The sequence below is a fragment of the Amycolatopsis sp. genome (assembly GCF_025464955.1).
Taxonomy (GTDB): domain Bacteria; phylum Actinomycetota; class Actinomycetes; order Mycobacteriales; family Pseudonocardiaceae; genus Amycolatopsis.
On sequence record NZ_JAODNM010000079.1, the window covers coordinates 1 to 13728 of the forward strand.

The 13728-nt window shown below is 66.7% G+C and carries 17 protein-coding genes and 1 pseudogene; 7 read left to right on the forward strand and 11 right to left on the reverse strand.

Features of this window, described 5'->3' with window-relative positions; translation table 11 throughout:
• The 7 genes from JWQ81_RS17390 to JWQ81_RS17420 form a co-directional block, all read right to left on the reverse strand.
• Positions 1-289, reverse strand: a 289-nt coding sequence (locus tag JWQ81_RS17390) for a hypothetical protein (protein WP_297542720.1), incomplete at its 3' end; no start/stop codon positions are given.
• 374 nt (positions 290-663) lie between these two features.
• Positions 664-1314: a cupredoxin family copper-binding protein gene (locus JWQ81_RS17395; protein WP_297542722.1), complete on the reverse strand. Its 651-nt coding sequence runs from the start codon at positions 1312-1314 to the stop codon at positions 664-666.
• Positions 1311-1868, reverse strand: a complete 558-nt coding sequence (locus JWQ81_RS17400) for a YceI family protein (RefSeq protein ID WP_297542724.1) — start codon at positions 1866-1868, stop codon at positions 1311-1313. The genes JWQ81_RS17395 and JWQ81_RS17400 overlap by 4 nt, the downstream gene beginning before the upstream one ends.
• An 83-nt stretch (positions 1869-1951) precedes the next feature.
• Entirely contained in the window at positions 1952-2947 is a 996-nt protein-coding gene (locus tag JWQ81_RS17405) for a cupredoxin family copper-binding protein (protein ID WP_297542726.1), read from the reverse strand.
• Between the two features lie 27 nt (positions 2948-2974).
• Positions 2975-3883, reverse strand: a complete 909-nt coding sequence (locus tag JWQ81_RS17410; protein ID WP_297542878.1) for a CopD family protein — start codon at positions 3881-3883, stop codon at positions 2975-2977.
• Between the two features lie 9 nt (positions 3884-3892).
• Entirely contained in the window at positions 3893-4531 is a 639-nt protein-coding gene (locus tag JWQ81_RS17415) for a hypothetical protein (protein WP_297542728.1), read from the reverse strand.
• 258 nt (positions 4532-4789) lie between these two features.
• Positions 4790-5011, reverse strand: coding sequence for a hypothetical protein (locus JWQ81_RS17420; protein WP_297542730.1), 222 nt, complete (start codon positions 5009-5011; stop codon positions 4790-4792).
• On the opposite strand from JWQ81_RS17420, the gene JWQ81_RS17425 reads away from it, so the two are divergent.
• Positions 5010-5615 carry a copper resistance CopC family protein gene (locus JWQ81_RS17425; protein ID WP_297542732.1) on the forward strand — a complete coding sequence of 202 codons (606 nt, stop codon included), beginning with the start codon at positions 5010-5012 and terminating at the stop codon, positions 5613-5615. The genes JWQ81_RS17420 and JWQ81_RS17425 overlap by 2 nt on opposite strands.
• A gap of 6 nt (positions 5616-5621) precedes the next feature.
• On the opposite strand, the gene JWQ81_RS17430 is transcribed toward JWQ81_RS17425, so the two are convergent.
• Positions 5622-6941, reverse strand: coding sequence for a serine/threonine-protein kinase (locus tag JWQ81_RS17430; RefSeq protein ID WP_297542734.1), 1320 nt, complete (start codon positions 6939-6941; stop codon positions 5622-5624).
• 151 nt (positions 6942-7092) lie between these two features.
• Here JWQ81_RS17430 and JWQ81_RS17435 point away from each other — a divergent pair, with 151 nt between their 5' ends.
• Both JWQ81_RS17435 and JWQ81_RS17440 read left to right on the forward strand, forming a co-directional pair.
• Positions 7093-8448 carry a ferredoxin reductase family protein gene (locus JWQ81_RS17435; RefSeq protein ID WP_297542735.1) on the forward strand — a complete coding sequence of 452 codons (1356 nt, stop codon included), beginning with the start codon at positions 7093-7095 and terminating at the stop codon, positions 8446-8448.
• Between the two features lie 12 nt (positions 8449-8460).
• A complete protein-coding gene (locus tag JWQ81_RS17440; RefSeq protein WP_297542737.1) occupies positions 8461-8934 on the forward strand; it encodes an FMN-binding protein in 474 nt (157 codons plus the stop codon).
• Between the two features lie 112 nt (positions 8935-9046).
• Here JWQ81_RS17440 and JWQ81_RS17445 read toward each other — a convergent pair whose 3' ends face one another.
• Both JWQ81_RS17445 and JWQ81_RS17450 read right to left on the reverse strand, forming a co-directional pair.
• On the reverse strand, positions 9047-9541 hold the full coding sequence (locus JWQ81_RS17445) for a DUF3237 domain-containing protein (protein ID WP_297542739.1): 495 nt from the start codon (positions 9539-9541) through the stop codon (positions 9047-9049).
• Positions 9538-9888 (reverse strand): hypothetical protein, encoded by a 351-nt coding sequence (locus tag JWQ81_RS17450; RefSeq protein ID WP_297542741.1) that lies wholly within the window; start codon positions 9886-9888, stop codon positions 9538-9540. Before JWQ81_RS17450 ends, JWQ81_RS17445 begins: the two co-directional genes overlap by 4 nt.
• An 85-nt stretch (positions 9889-9973) precedes the next feature.
• Here JWQ81_RS17450 and JWQ81_RS17455 point away from each other — a divergent pair, with 85 nt between their 5' ends.
• Both JWQ81_RS17455 and JWQ81_RS17460 read left to right on the forward strand, forming a co-directional pair.
• Positions 9974-10591, forward strand: a complete 618-nt coding sequence (locus tag JWQ81_RS17455) for a TetR/AcrR family transcriptional regulator (RefSeq protein WP_297542743.1) — start codon at positions 9974-9976, stop codon at positions 10589-10591.
• Positions 10592-10767: 176 nt separating this feature from the next.
• A complete protein-coding gene (locus JWQ81_RS17460) occupies positions 10768-10944 on the forward strand; it encodes a hypothetical protein (protein ID WP_297542745.1) in 177 nt (58 codons plus the stop codon).
• On the opposite strand, the pseudogene JWQ81_RS17465 reads toward JWQ81_RS17460, so the two are convergent.
• Positions 10934-11191: pseudogene (locus tag JWQ81_RS17465) on the reverse strand (cytochrome P450); the annotation flags it as partial. The gene JWQ81_RS17460 and the pseudogene JWQ81_RS17465 overlap by 11 nt on opposite strands.
• A 132-nt stretch (positions 11192-11323) precedes the next feature.
• Between JWQ81_RS17465 and JWQ81_RS17470 the strand changes: the two are divergent.
• Positions 11324-12148, forward strand: coding sequence for a transposase family protein (locus JWQ81_RS17470; protein ID WP_297542747.1), 825 nt, complete (start codon positions 11324-11326; stop codon positions 12146-12148).
• 270 nt (positions 12149-12418) lie between these two features.
• Positions 12419-13666: an HNH endonuclease signature motif containing protein gene (locus tag JWQ81_RS17475; protein ID WP_297542749.1), complete on the forward strand. Its 1248-nt coding sequence runs from the start codon at positions 12419-12421 to the stop codon at positions 13664-13666.
• Positions 13667-13728: the final 62 nt, after the last annotated feature.

Genomic DNA, 13728 nt, shown 5'->3' on the forward strand with positions numbered 1-13728 from the left:
CTTCTGTGCCGTCCAGGGTATGGGAGGAGTTCACGGCCTTACCCCGGATCACGATCCGCTTCGCCGCCGCCGGGCCGATCTGAGTGACATCATCCAACCACAGTGCCGTGTTCAGATACTGGTAGACAACCTTCACACCCTCGGCTTCTACCTTCGCCGCCAGCACACCGAACAACGCGTCACACTCACTGTAAATCCGCGCCAGTTGACGGGCGATCGCAGCGGCTTCCACCGGATTCGCACGCCGAATCTCGGCGAGCGAGGGGAACTGGATCACTGAGCTGGACACCCCTTTATTCTACCGCGACTCGAACTACTATTCGATACCCTTTCAGGTGATCCGCATTATCGCTGTACGTGATCATTGATTGGACGTGAAGGCCACCTTCACGGCGCATTACGTCGTGAAGGTGGCCTTCACGTCCAACTGCATATCGCGGGTGTCACTCACTGATGCACCAAGCCCGTGACGTCGGTTGCTTAAAGTGAGTAGCGAAGTGCGAACGGCGTTATCCGTGCGTTCACCGCAAGGAAAGCCCTTTCGGCACTCACAAAACGCAGCCACCAGCACAAAGGAGACAGGCCCTCGGATCCGCTCCGCGAACCCGTGGCCGGCCCCAGTCCCTGCTGCAGTAAAGCGGAACCAACCCTCCCGAGCCGTTGTCACTGCCGTTGTCGCGACCCCAGTAGCAGCAAACAGAACACCGCCACCGCGGTGACCACACCGGCGACGAGCAGCATCGGGTCCAGCGTCGGCGAGCTGGTCGTCGTCGCGGCCTGTTGTGCCACCACCTGCGTCGGAGCCCCCGCCGAAGGGACCCCGCCGGTCGTAGCGGTGACCGGGGCCGCGGCGGCGCCGGTCGACGCGGCGGTCGCCGGCGTACTGGTCGCGGGATGCGCGGCGGTGGCATGCGGCTTCGACGTGACGGGCGCGACCGGTGCCTGCTGAACGGGGTGCTGCGCGGGCGTCGCGGCGGCAAGCACGACGACCTGGGCACGCATGTCCGGGTGCACGGTGCAGTAGTACGAGTAGGTGCCCGCCTGGCTGAACGTGTAACTCCAGGTTTGTCCCTGGGACAACTGCGGCCCGCTGATCGCCACCGGCGCGCTCGTGGTGACGACGTTGTGCGGCGCGGTGTCGTGCTGGGTCCAAGTGACGGTGTCGCCGACGTGCACGGTGAGCGACGCCGGGGAGAAGGCGTAGTTCTGCATCGCGACCTGGCTGGTGGCGGCACTGACCGGCGACACGAAGGCCACGCTGGTTAGCGCCCACAAGAACAGCCCGGCCAGCAGGACTCGCAGGAGACGGGTCATCGGGTGAACTCCACGGCGATCTCCAGGTGGATCCGGCGCTTGGCGAGCAAGCTCGCGAGCCGGCCGATCCCCCGCGGTTTGCGTCGGGGCGCGGGCAGCGACCCGGCGGCCCACACCACTACGGACGCGGCGTCGGCGTGGCGGATATCCCCGCGCAGCCGCACTTCCCGCGTCATCCCGCACAGCTCGACCTGCCCGACGATGTCCAAGGCCCGGTTTTCGTCGAGGATGATGTCGCTGCTGGTGAAGGCAATCTCGGCGAAGTCAGCCGCACGCAAGGCCGTGCGACCGGTCAACACCTTGTGCAGCAACGGAACGTTGGTACGCAACGAAACCGCCGTCATGGTAAGCGCAAGCTGGTGGCCGTCCCCTTGCCCGGTCAGGTCGAAGTGCCCGTCGGTCGCGGTCAACCGTCCTCTCAAGACAGGACGGCCCAGTGGCCGGATCGAGAGCTCGACCACACACCGGTCCTCGCGGAGCCGGTAGTCCGCGGCGAGCGGGTACTCCTCCACAGCGGACGGATCGAGGGGCAGAATCTGAGTGTCAGTGGGCATATCGTCTCCAAAGCGGAAAAACGCACCGGACGTGCGGTGGCCCGGGACTCCTCGCCCCGGGCCACCGCGGACGTGCCGACGGGTCAGCAGGTGGCCTGGTTGAGCAGCGGAGTCAGAACCGACTCCAGCCACACGGTGTGGGTCTTGACGTACTGGTCGAGGTTGAGCAGGTCCTGCACCTGCTGCCCCAGTGACGTCTCCAGGTGCGCGCTCTTGATGTGCGCGATGATCGGCGTCAGCGTGTCGCCGAGCAGCGACGTGACCGACCCGTCCGACACCGGCTTGAGCATGTTCTCCACCAGCACGGTGTGCGTCTTGATGTACTGGTCGAGGTTGAGCAGGTCCTGCACCTGCTGGCCCGGTGAGGTTTCCAGGTGCGCGGCCTTGAGGTGGTCGATGAACGGCTGCAGGATCGCCTTGTCGATACAGGTGGTTCCACCGGGTACCGAGCTGGTCGGCGGCATCGACATCGAGCTCGACGAAGTCGGCGGGGTGCTCGAGCTGGACGTCGGCGGCGGGGTCGAGCTCGACGACGTCGGCGGCGGGGTGGTGGACCCGGTCACGGTGATCGTGGCCTTCATGTCCGGGTGGATCGCGCAGTAGTAGGAGTAGCTGCCCGCCATGGTGAAGGTGTGGCTGACGGACTGCCCGGTCTGCATCGTCGAGGTGGTGAACTTCTCCGGGCCGTCGGTGATCACCACGTTGTGCGGGGCCTGGTCGTGGTTGGTCCACGTCACCGTGTCCCCCACCGCGATGGTCAGTGCCGCCGGGGTGAACTTGTACCCGCTCGCGTCGACCGCCACCGTCTTGGCCGCCGAAGCGCCGGCCTGCTGCGCGACCAGGCCCTGGTACAGCGGCATGGCCATCGGGCTTTGCGCCGACAGCGCGGCGAGGCTGACATCGGCGGTCTGCCCGGCAGCGGTCGTCGTCGGCGCGTCACCGCCACGCAGGATCGACAGGCTGAACATCGCCACCGCGAGCGCGATGATCGCCACCCCGATCGGCCAGTTCTTCCGCTTGCCCACCGCCTTAGCCGGTGGGGGCCCTTCGGCCGGCGTGGTGGTGTCGAGGTCGTCCATCAAAGGAATTCCTTTCGGGTAGTACGGTCAACGGCCGGGGCTGGCCGTGACGAGAAAGCTCGCCGCGAGCAGGACCACGATCACGAGCGCGGTCTCAGCGGCGACGGAGTAGACGAACGAGCGGACAACGCCGGCGTCACCGCGCAGCACCACGGCGAAGTCCAGCCGCCGGGACACCCAGCTGCGGCTGCCTTGCGCGATGAGCAGGACAACAGCGAGCACGGACAGCTTCACCAGCAGGATGTGGCCGTAGTCGGTGGTGAACACCCGGCCCACCGAGCCGACGGTCTGCCACGCGAGGGCGACCCCCGCGACGATCACCGCGGACACCGACGCCATCGCCAGCTTCGAGTAACGGGAGACAACCACGGCGAGCTCGTCGGGGTCACGGCGCGAAAGCACGCCGAACAGCAACACCGCGAGACCGCCGATCCAGGCGCAGACTCCGGCCAGGTGCACGAAATCCGCGGTCTGGGTGAGCAGCGGAGTCGAGCTCTCGACGGAGTGCCCGGTCAGCCCGGTCGTCCGCAGCAGGCCGATCGCGATGGCTCCGGCGCCGACCCGCCAGGGTATCGACTCGGCGGCACGGCGTCCGCGCTGCAGCAGGTCGGCGAGGATGACGCCGCCGAGCACCCACAGCAGCGTTTTGGCGAACCAGATCCGGCCGAAGTCGGTGTCGAGAACCTGGCTGATCAGGCTCCAACGGACGAAGTCGCCGACCGGACGCTGTCCCGCCCACGTGCCCTGCAGACCGATTCCCGCTGCGGTGCCGAGGAAACCGACGATCCAGCCGGTGACGATCACACCGCGGGCGCGTCGGCTGTCCCCGCCCGACGGCCACAGCACGGCCAGAAAGAACAGGCCGCCGAGGAACAGCGTCATGCCGAAGTAGTCGGCGCAGCGCGCGATGATGTACACGGCCTTGGCCGAGGTCAGGTCCACGGCTCAGCCCCCGTTCACCGGCAGCGGCAATGCCGACGGCGTTGTCGGTGCTGCCGACGGCGCCGGCACCATTGCCAGTTGCGCGGTGCCGTCGGCGGCCTGGCAGTAGCCGAGAATCGTGGCCAGCAAACCGTTCGGGCCGGTCACCCCGAGCCCGGTCGCCAGTCCGCCGACAAGCGGCAGCCCCGAAACACCGTCGAGAACCGGTTGCACGAGACCGGGTTGGCACTGCGGCAGCGGCGTACCCGGCGGAGGCGGCGGCGGGGTGGACGTCGTCGGCGGACCGGTGGGTGTGGGGTTCCCCGAACCCGGCGAGGTCGAGTCCGCCGGCGGCTGGGTTTGCGCGATGACCCCGCCGACGCCGCCGGGCATCGAAGCCACCGGCACGGTGTTCGGCATTCCCCCCATCGGTGGCATCGGCGGCACCGTGCTCACCGGCGGGATGTCCGAAGGCAGCGACTGCTGTGTTCCAGGGCCCACCGGCGGGCTTCCCCCGGCGATGACCGAAGGCGCGGAAGTCGAGGTGACGCCCGGTTTCAAGCCGAGGCCCGAGGCGTAGCCGACGATCACCACGACCGCGCCGGTCAGGCACGCCGCGATCAGGTGTTCACGCCGCAGGGAAAGGCCTACCGAAACGGGCACGGGCGTTCCTCCGGTAATGGTTGTCGCCCCCTGTTCGGCGTTTTCGAATTCGCGGGTCGGCCGTATCGCGGGAATACGGAGGCCTCGCGGGAACCGACGAGCGGCGGGGACCGTTGGGCTGGAATAACGGTGTGGTGATGGGGCAGAAGAAAACCAGAACGCGTGTTTCGTGGCGTGATCGTCACATGAAGGACAAGTAAAGTCGGATCGAGTTCGGTGACCCACGCCGGTGAAGTCCCCGGCACCCCAGACCCGCGTTCACTCGATCGTGTGGCCCCTCAGGGCTTGCCAGACCACTTCCAGGTCCACTTTGTCCGGGTTACCCGCGCGTTCGGGAAAGTGCGGTGAGAACTGTTTAACGCAGCTGTTTCGTTTGACGGGCTTGCGCGCCGAGAAGTGGGCGATAACGTCGCCGACGGCCACCCCCTGCCGCGATACCGAAAAACTCACTGTTTTCGAGCACTCCCTGAGGAACGACATGCGACTCACGAGGAACAAGGCCCTGACCACAGGTGCCGCGGTGCTGTTGTCCGCACTGTTTCTGCTCACCGACGCGCCGGCCGCCAGCGCGCACAGCGTGTTGATGTCGAGCATCCCGGCGAAAGATTCCGCACTGGTTGTCGCCCCGGCGCAGGTTGTGCTGGAGTTCAACGAACCGTTGAGCCGCGGCTTCACCGAGCTGTCCGTGATCGGCCCCGACGGGAAGTCCCACTGGGAGACCGGCGCGGCCACCATCACCGGCGACAAACTCGGCAACGGCCTCCGGCCGCTGGGCCCGGCCGGGCAGTACACGATGAACTATCACGTCATTTCCGCGGACGGCCACCCCGTGTCCGGGTCGGTGCCGTTCACTCTCACCGTCGCCGGCCCGAAGACGGCCACCCCGTTGCCGGCTTCCGCCGTCCCACCGAGTTCCGCGGGTCCCTTCGTCGCCGAGGTGGCCGCTCCGGCAACCACCGACAGCGCGGCCGCGAGCGGCACTGTCCCACTGTGGCCCTGGATCCTCGGCGCGGTGGTCCTGCTCGCGGCCGGCGTGCTGATCGCCCGGCGCATCGGCCGAGGTCCCACCACGAAGGACGGCTGAGCAGCGTCAGCCTCCCTCGTCGCCGTGGCCACCACCGCGGCCTTCTCCCTTGGGGATGTGCTTTTTGGCGTTCTTCCCCGGTTTTACCCAGATACCTGGCGCCGGTGCCGGTGCCGGTGCGATCCCTGCCGGTTCAGCACCGCTTTGTGTCTGCGGCAGGCCTGCCACCGGATTCGGTGCGGATGAGGACGGCGACTGGGGCGCGACCGGGCTTGGCGGGGAGGATACGGTCGGGGGTGGCGACGACGCCGGATTCCCTTGCACGGCAGTGGGAAGACCGAAGACACACACCGCCGCGATCACCGCCGCGCCGGCCGCCAGCGTCCCGACCAGAACTCCGCGGTGTCCTCGCGGGACAGGTCTGGCCACGATCGTCGTCGGCGCGTCGACGGGTGAAGGCGCTTCCTCGTCCGCGCTGAGGGTCTGGCGCACGACCGCGGCGGTCGGGCGCTGCGCGGGGACTCGGGCTGTCATCTGGCGTAGCAGCCGGGCCAATGCCGGCGGCAGGTCCTGCGGTAGCCGCGGCTGCCGGGTCAGGCGCGCGATCGCGCATTCCGCCATGGTGCCGGTGTACTCGCGGACGCCGGTCAGGCATTCCAGCAGGATCAGGCCGAGCGAGTAGATATCGGCCGGAGACCCGACGAGGTCGCCGAGCACCTGCTCAGGTGCCATGTACGCGGCCGTGCCGACGATGGCCCCGGTCGCGGTCACCCTGGTCGCGTCCACCGACTGCGCGATGCCGAAATCGCTGATCACCGGCCCGTCGTCGCCGAGGAGGATGTTGGCGGGCTTGAGATCCCGGTGGGTCACCCCGCGCGCGTGCACGTACGCCAACGCGTCGCTCAGCTGCGTCGTCAACGCGGTCACGTCACCCGGTGGCAGCGGCCCCGAGCGCAGCCGGTCGGCGAGGTTCTGCCCGTCGACCAGCCGCATCACCAGGAAGGTGTGGCCGTCCTCGTCACCGGTGTCGAACAGCGGAACCACCCCGGGGTGGTCCAGCCTGCCCATGACCGCGACTTCGTGCAGCCGTCGCCGCTGTTCGACCGGCACCACGTCCCGGTGGAACACCTTGATCGCGACCTCGCGGTCGAGGCTGTGGTCGTAGGCCCGGTAGACCCGCGCCGTGCCACCTGAACCGATCAGCCTGCCGAGCTCGTAGCGGCGGCTGACCAGGGCGGACAAGGCGTCGTCCTCGTCATCTCCCGCCGGGTTGTCACCCGCCGCGTTGCCCCCCTTGCTGTCGCCCGGGACGTCCATGTCCCAGAGGGCGTACCGGGAACGGGTGGGAGCCTCGGATCCGGCCGAATCCGCACTCAGGTCGTCCATCGTCGGTGGTACCCCGTTCCTCTCGGCAGCGGTCCGAAGCTACCCCGGAATCCAATCGGCGAAACACCCTCGAACGTCGACCGGCCTCGATACCCAGGTTTCACCCAGAAACTCGGACAAGACTCGCTGGTGACGACGGAAGGACCCACCTGTGACCAGCGCGCGACCGGCGAAGCCCCTGGGTGCGACCTGGTGGCTGTGGGCACTGCTCGCGCTCAACGCCGCTTGGTGCACTGACCTGTTCTTCCTCGGCGGCGGCTTCGGCACCCTCGCCGCCCCCGGCGCGCTGCTCACCGGGCTGGGGCGGCTGACCGGGCTGTACGGGGCGCTGGGCCTGGTGGTGCAGCTGGTACTGATCGCCCGGATCCCCTGGCTCGAGCGGAGCCTGGGGATGGATCGCTTGACGCTGTGGCACCGCTGGAGCGGGTTCTGGGTGCTGTGGCTGCTCCTGGCGCACGTCACGTTCATCACGCTCGGTTACGCCGGTCAGGACCACAGCCCGGTACTCGGTGAAATCGGGACCCTGCTCTTCGACACCCAAGACGTGCTGAAATCCGCCGTAGCGATGGTGCTGCTCATCGTAGTAGCCGTGACGTCAGCGCGCTCGGCACGGCGGAAGATGCGCTACGAGTCGTGGCACTTCGCGCACCTCTACGCCTATCTGGCCGTGCTGCTCGGATTCCTGCACCAGGTCACCGTCGGACGCGACTTCATCGGCTCCCCGGTCGGCCGCGTGTACTGGTGGGGCTTGTACGGCACCGCACTCGCCGCGGTGCTGGCGTTCCGGCTGATCCTGCCGGTGAGCCGCGGACTGCGGCACAACCTGCGCGTCACCTCGGTGGTCCGCGAAAGCCACGACGTCGTGTCGATCCACGTCAGCGGACGTCAGCTGGACACGCTGCCCGCGCGGTCCGGGCAGTTCTTCCTGTGGCGGTTCCTCACCAAGGACCAGTGGTGGCAGGCACATCCGTACTCGCTCTCGGCGATGCCCGACGGGCGATCGCTGCGCATCACCGTCAAGGCCCTCGGTGACGGAAGTGCCGCGCTGCACGGAATCCATCCCGGGACTCGAGTGTTCGCCGAGGGTCCCTACGGGGCGTTCACCACCCGGAAACGCACGAAACGCGGAGTCCTGCTGATCGGCGGCGGAGTGGGTGTGACACCTGTGCGCGCGTTACTCGAGGAGCTTTCGGCTGCCCGCGACGACGTCGTCGTGGTCTACCGCGTGAGCGACCAGCGCGACGCCGTACTGGTGGACGAACTGCGGGCGCTCGCCCGGCGCAACGGCGCGCGCCTGCACATCGTGGTCGGCCCGTCGACGGCGACCGGGCGGCACGGACCGATCATGGGGCCAGCGCATCTTTCCGCGATGGTGCCGCGCATCCGGCAGCGCGACGTCTTCCTCTGCGGACCGCCGGGAATGACCGCGGCGGTCCAGCGAACCCTGACCCAGCTCGGTGTACCGGCCGGGCAATGCCACACCGAGCGGTTCGCTTTCGCGGCCTGAAAGGAGACTCCGATGCGGCGGGTCGTCATCATCGTCCTGTTCACCATCGCCGGGCTGGTCCCGCTCGTGCGCTATCACCCAGGCGGGTCCAGCCCCACCACGACCGCGGCACACACCTCCGCGTCCCAGCCCACCGGCCCGGTCACCTCGACCACCGCTGCCCCGCCGACGCCGGGTGGCCCCACACCAACGCCCTCCCCCAGCGCCACCGCAACCAAGACCGTCAACGGGTCCACTGTGGACACCGAGTTCGGGCCGTATCAGGTCCAGGTCGTCTTCACCGGCGGCAAGATCACCGACGTGCAGATCATCACCGAACCCGGCGACCGGCACAGCCAGCGCATCGCCGACGCTGCCGCGCCGACCCTGCGGCAGGAAGCCCTCCAGGCGCAGAGCGCCCACGTCGACACCGTGTCCGGAGCCACGGCGACCAGCGACGCCTACGCCCAGTCCCTGCAAGCCGCCATCGACGCCAAGGGCAACTGACGTCGCTTGCCGACAGCGGCCCGGAACGAGCGGCGGGAGCGATGGGGGGCGAACTGCTGTCCCGTGTCAGTGAAAGCCGGGACCTGCCGTTTCACCCATCAGCCCCGGGCAGTCACCTGACTCGCGCGACTTTGTAGGCGATTCCGCCGTCGACCAGGTAGCCCGAACCGACGCAGACGACGTCGTTCAGCCACGCGTACTGCGTCGCCCCGGTTTCGAAGAGCGGGTTGGTCCGGAAGTAGTAGCCGGCTGGGTCGATCCGGTTTCGCTTGACGACTTCGGACAGGTCGGCTCGCGGTTCGGGCGGAATGATCCATCGGCCGCCGTAGGTCATGTGCACAAGTGCGTCGTCGTGCGTGCGCAGGGTCAGTCGCACATCCAGCGTCATCGTCCCGTCGGGGCGGATCAACGCCCAGTCGCCACCGCCCGCCAGCACTTCGCCCCGCAACCCCGGGCCTTCAAACGACCCTCCGGCGGCGCCGAACAGGATCCGTTTGCCGAACGGACCAGTGCCCATGTCCAGTGGTGGCGCCAAATCGACGACGATGTCGAACAGATGCTCCGTCGTGATTTCGCCGACGGGCCGTATCCGCGGGTCCGAGGTCATCGGTTGCCGCCGAACACCGTGCGCCGGACCGCGTCGGTCGAAACTCCCGACTGCGCGCACAGCGACGACAGGTCGAAGAAGAACCGCTCGCCGCTGATCAGGTCGTCCTTGAAGACGAACTGGATGAACACCGGCAGCTCGTCGAGGACGACGTTGTAGTCCGGGGACGTCCGGAAGAACCGGGTCAGCACCTTTGCGTTTTCGGCCGGACCTCGGGCAGCGGCGTCGAAGGCCGGGGTCTCCAGCAGCATGTCCGCGTGCAGGAGCTTCATCGCCGCCGGTACGTCCTGCCTGCTCTTGGCGACCGCAAGCGCTTGCGCCAGGTCCACCATCCGACCGGTGTGCATAACGGCAGTCCTCCGAAGGGTCAGCAGCTGTGGCAAACTAAACGTACGACCGGTCGTATGTTTAGTCAAGTGGCAGGATGACGTGATGAGCGAGCTTGCGGATGCGGCCGTGACGGACCAGCGCCTGGTGCGCGGCGCGCGGACCAGGCGCACGATCCTGCGCCATGCCGTCGACGTCGCGTCGCTGGAAGGGCTCAACGGACTCAGCCTCGGCAGGCTGGCCACCGACCTCGGCCTCAGCAAGAGCGGCGTTCAAACCCTCTTCGGCACCAAGGAGAACTTGCAGATTGCAGCGGCCGAATCCGCACGTGACGCGTTCACCGAGGCCGTGATCCAGCCCGTGCTGACGACTCCTCGCGGCGCAACCCGGCTACGCGCGCTGGTCGAACAATGGATCCGGTACGCCGAAGCGCCACTGTTCCCGGGAGGCTGCTTCTGGGCGGCGAACCTGGCCGACTTCGACAGCCGGCCAGGCGACGTCCGCGATGCGCTCGTCCGCCATCAGCAGGTGTGGCGCGGTCTCATCGCCGCCGAACTCCGCTGCGCCACCGAAGCCGGTGAGATCGCCGACCTCGACGCCGAGCTCGTGGCCTTCCAGATCGACGCGGTACTCATGGCCGCCAACACCGCGTTGCGGCTCGGCGACACGACCGCAGTGGACAAGGTCAACCGCATCGTCGAAGGATTCCTCCACCCATCCTGAATACAGACCGGGAATACACTCCGTGAATACAGACCGGAATACGTGAAACCTGTTCAGGAAATACCCCCGCCGCGGGTGATCTTCCGCGCAAATCCCTCCAGTCGGTAACTCCTGGGCGCCTCCTCACGATGTCACGATCCCATCGGAAAAGTGAGGAGTAGGCCATGCTCCCCCGTATGACGAAGTCCGATCGCCGGATTCAGCTGTTCTGGTGGGCCGCGACAGCCATCTTCGCCGGCGCCGCGGCAGCCAACATCTACCTGGCCACCTCGACCACCGAACCATGGCCATGGGCACTCGCGTCGCTGCTCGCCCTGGCGTCGGCCGGGAGTGGGTGGACGGCTACCAAGTGACGGGCAGTTCGTAGACGCCGTAGACGGATCCGTCGTGTTTGAACGGAATCCGGTCCAGTTCGGTGGCCAGTTTCAAACTGGGAACGCGTTTGTAGAGAGTGCTGTAGACCACCTGGAGTTCGACGCGGGCGAGCGGCTGGCCCAAACACTGGTGCACACCGAAACCGAAGGCGACGTGGCGGCGGGCATCACGTCGCAGGTCGAGGCTGTCCGGGTCTTCGAAAACGGCGGAGTCACGGTTGGCAATGAGCCGTTCCGGGTAACGGTTCGCTACGCTGTGTGATCTTGGGGTCGTGCGGGACGGCATCCGGATGAGAGCGCGGGACCCCTGCTACGAAGTGGTCTTCTCACAGATCAACTTCACAGAGGTCCCGCGTCGATGAGTGTTACATACGCCGCTGTCCTGGAGGTATCCGAGGACAGCGTGCTGTTCTTGTCCGCGCTGCTGCACGGCGAACGGCTGCGTAGGGGTACCCGCGAGGGCACCCGCGCGCTGGGCACCTACACCCAGGCCGTGCTGGTGCTGCGCTGGTTCCTCGACGACACCCGGATGTCGGCCCTGGCAAGGGATAACGGTATCGCGCTGTCTACCGCTTATGGCTACCGCGACGAGGGTATCGCGGTACTTGCGGCCTGCCGGCCGTCGCTGCACGGGGCGCTGCTGGCGGCCAAGGCCGCTGGTCACTCGCATGTGATCGTGGATGGCACGCTGATCCACACCGACCGGATCTCCACACCTGGTCCCACGTCGGGTTTGGATTTGTGGTGGAGCGGCAAGCACCACCATCACGGCGGGAACATCCAGGTCGTCTCCGCTCCGGACGGATGGCCACTGTGGACCTCGGACGTGCGGCCCGGCCGCGAGCACGACACCAGCGCCGCCCGCGCCGATCCCGACCTGCTGGCCCGGATCACCGACTGGATCAGCGACGGCGCCCACGCACTGGCGGACCTGGGCTACGAAGGTGAACCTGAAACGTTCACGATCCCGTTCAAGAAGCCCAAAAACGGGCAACTGACCATCGACCAGCAGGCCTACAACGCCATCCACGGCGCGCTGCGCTGCCTCGGCGAACGCGCCAACTCGTTGCTCAAGACCACCTACAAGGCGCTCCGCCGCTACCGCGGCTGCCCCTGGCGCCTCGGCGACATCGTTGCCGCCGCACTGATCCTGCTCCACCACGAACACGGCCGCACGACGTGACCATCAAAACGATCACGCAACGCCACACGACGTTACGCGGAAAGCCTCAGTGCCGTTCGCAGTTCGCCACTCACGTTAAGCAACCAGCCTCGCGGGCGTGGTGCATCTGTGAGTGACACCCGCGATATGCAGTTGGACGTGAAGGCCACCTTCACGACGTAATTTTCCGTGAAGGTGGCCTTCACGTCCAATCAATGATCACGTGCAGCGATAAGGCGGATCACCTGAAAGGGTATCGAATGGTCGTTCGAATCACGGTAGAATAAAGGGGTGTCCAGCACACTGATCCGGTTTCCCTCGCTTGCCGAGATTCGGCGTGCGAATCCGGTGGAAGCCGCGGAGATCGCTCGCCGACTGGCGCGGATTTACAACGAGTGCGACGCGCTGTTCGGTGTGCTGGCGGCGAAGGTGGAGACCGAGGGTGTGAAGGTCGTCTACCAGTATCTGAACACGGCACTGTGGTTGGATGATGTCACTCAGATCGGCCCGGCGGCGGCGAAGCGGATCGTGATCCGGGGTAAGGCGGTGAACTCCTCCAGTAACCTGGATGGCACGGAGATCCCTGCGATCGCACCGTTGGCCGGTATCGCGGCACGCGCGGGTGAGATCACTCCGGCGCATGTGGATGAGATTGTGGCGACGATGATCAAGATGCCTGCGACGGTGTCTGATCGGGATCGGGCGGGTGCGGAGAAGATCCTGGTCGACCTCGCCCGGCAGGCGACACCTCTCGAGGTCCGCAAGGCCGGTGACCGGTTGTTGAACACGTTCGATCCGGATGGGCCGGAGCCGAAGGATCCGCCGGAGAGACCGCAGCGAGAGCTGGCGTTCCAGGAACACCGCGACGGCACCGCCAGCTTCAAAGGCAAGCTGGACAACCTGGCCTACGCACAGTTGCGGGCAGCCCTCGACCCACTCGCGAAACCGCACTCCACCGAGGAAGGCCGCGACACCCGCAGCCAATGGGAACGCCAGGCCGACGCGCTGGTCGACCTGGTCCGGCTCGCGATGACGTCGAAGAAGATCCCGACTCATGGTGGTGATCGGGTGCATGTGGCGGTCACCTTGGACTTCGAAACACTCAAGTCTGGGATCGGGGTGGCGATGCTCGACTTCGGTGGTGTCATCACGGCCGCCGAGGCGCGGATGTTGGCGTGTGACTGCAAGATCATTCCCGCTGTTCTCGGTATGGATAGCGAGCCGATGGATTTGGGTCGGTCCAAACGCATCATCACCCCCGGGCAACGCTGCCGACTTGTCATGCGTGACCGCGGCTGCGCTTTTCCCGGTTGTAATAAACACGCCAAACATACCGAGGGTCACCACATTGTGTTTTGGGCTAATGGTGGCCAAACCAACTTTGAGAACCTCACCCTCTTATGTGAACGCCACCATAGGTTGGTGCATTGTGGTGGTTGGGAAGTGCGGATGGGCGGTGACGGGAGACCGGACTTCATCCCGCCCGCTTATCTCGATCCGCTTCGAAGACCCAGGCGCAACACCCTACACGCCACATAGAATATCCCGTACCAGGGCTCGTGAGTGCCGCGACCGGATCATCCGGCCGTGACACTGACGAG

Coding starts and splice junctions, on each gene's coding strand:
- JWQ81_RS17395 (WP_297542722.1), bottom strand. CDS start 1,314: ATGACCCGTCTCCTGCGAGTCCTGCTGGCCGGGCTGTTCTTGTGGGCG.
- JWQ81_RS17400 (WP_297542724.1), bottom strand. CDS start 1,868: ATGCCCACTGACACTCAGATTCTGCCCCTCGATCCGTCCGCTGTGGAG.
- JWQ81_RS17405 (WP_297542726.1), bottom strand. CDS start 2,947: ATGGACGACCTCGACACCACCACGCCGGCCGAAGGGCCCCCACCGGCT.
- JWQ81_RS17425 (WP_297542732.1), top strand. CDS start 5,010: ATGCGACTCACGAGGAACAAGGCCCTGACCACAGGTGCCGCGGTGCTG.
- JWQ81_RS17420 (WP_297542730.1), bottom strand. CDS start 5,011: ATGTCGTTCCTCAGGGAGTGCTCGAAAACAGTGAGTTTTTCGGTATCG.
- JWQ81_RS17430 (WP_297542734.1), bottom strand. CDS start 6,941: ATGGACGACCTGAGTGCGGATTCGGCCGGATCCGAGGCTCCCACCCGT.
- JWQ81_RS17440 (WP_297542737.1), top strand. CDS start 8,461: ATGCGGCGGGTCGTCATCATCGTCCTGTTCACCATCGCCGGGCTGGTC.
- JWQ81_RS17445 (WP_297542739.1), bottom strand. CDS start 9,541: ATGACCTCGGACCCGCGGATACGGCCCGTCGGCGAAATCACGACGGAG.
- JWQ81_RS17450 (WP_297542741.1), bottom strand. CDS start 9,888: ATGCACACCGGTCGGATGGTGGACCTGGCGCAAGCGCTTGCGGTCGCC.
- JWQ81_RS17455 (WP_297542743.1), top strand. CDS start 9,974: ATGAGCGAGCTTGCGGATGCGGCCGTGACGGACCAGCGCCTGGTGCGC.
- JWQ81_RS17460 (WP_297542745.1), top strand. CDS start 10,768: ATGACGAAGTCCGATCGCCGGATTCAGCTGTTCTGGTGGGCCGCGACA.
- JWQ81_RS17470 (WP_297542747.1), top strand. CDS start 11,324: ATGAGTGTTACATACGCCGCTGTCCTGGAGGTATCCGAGGACAGCGTG.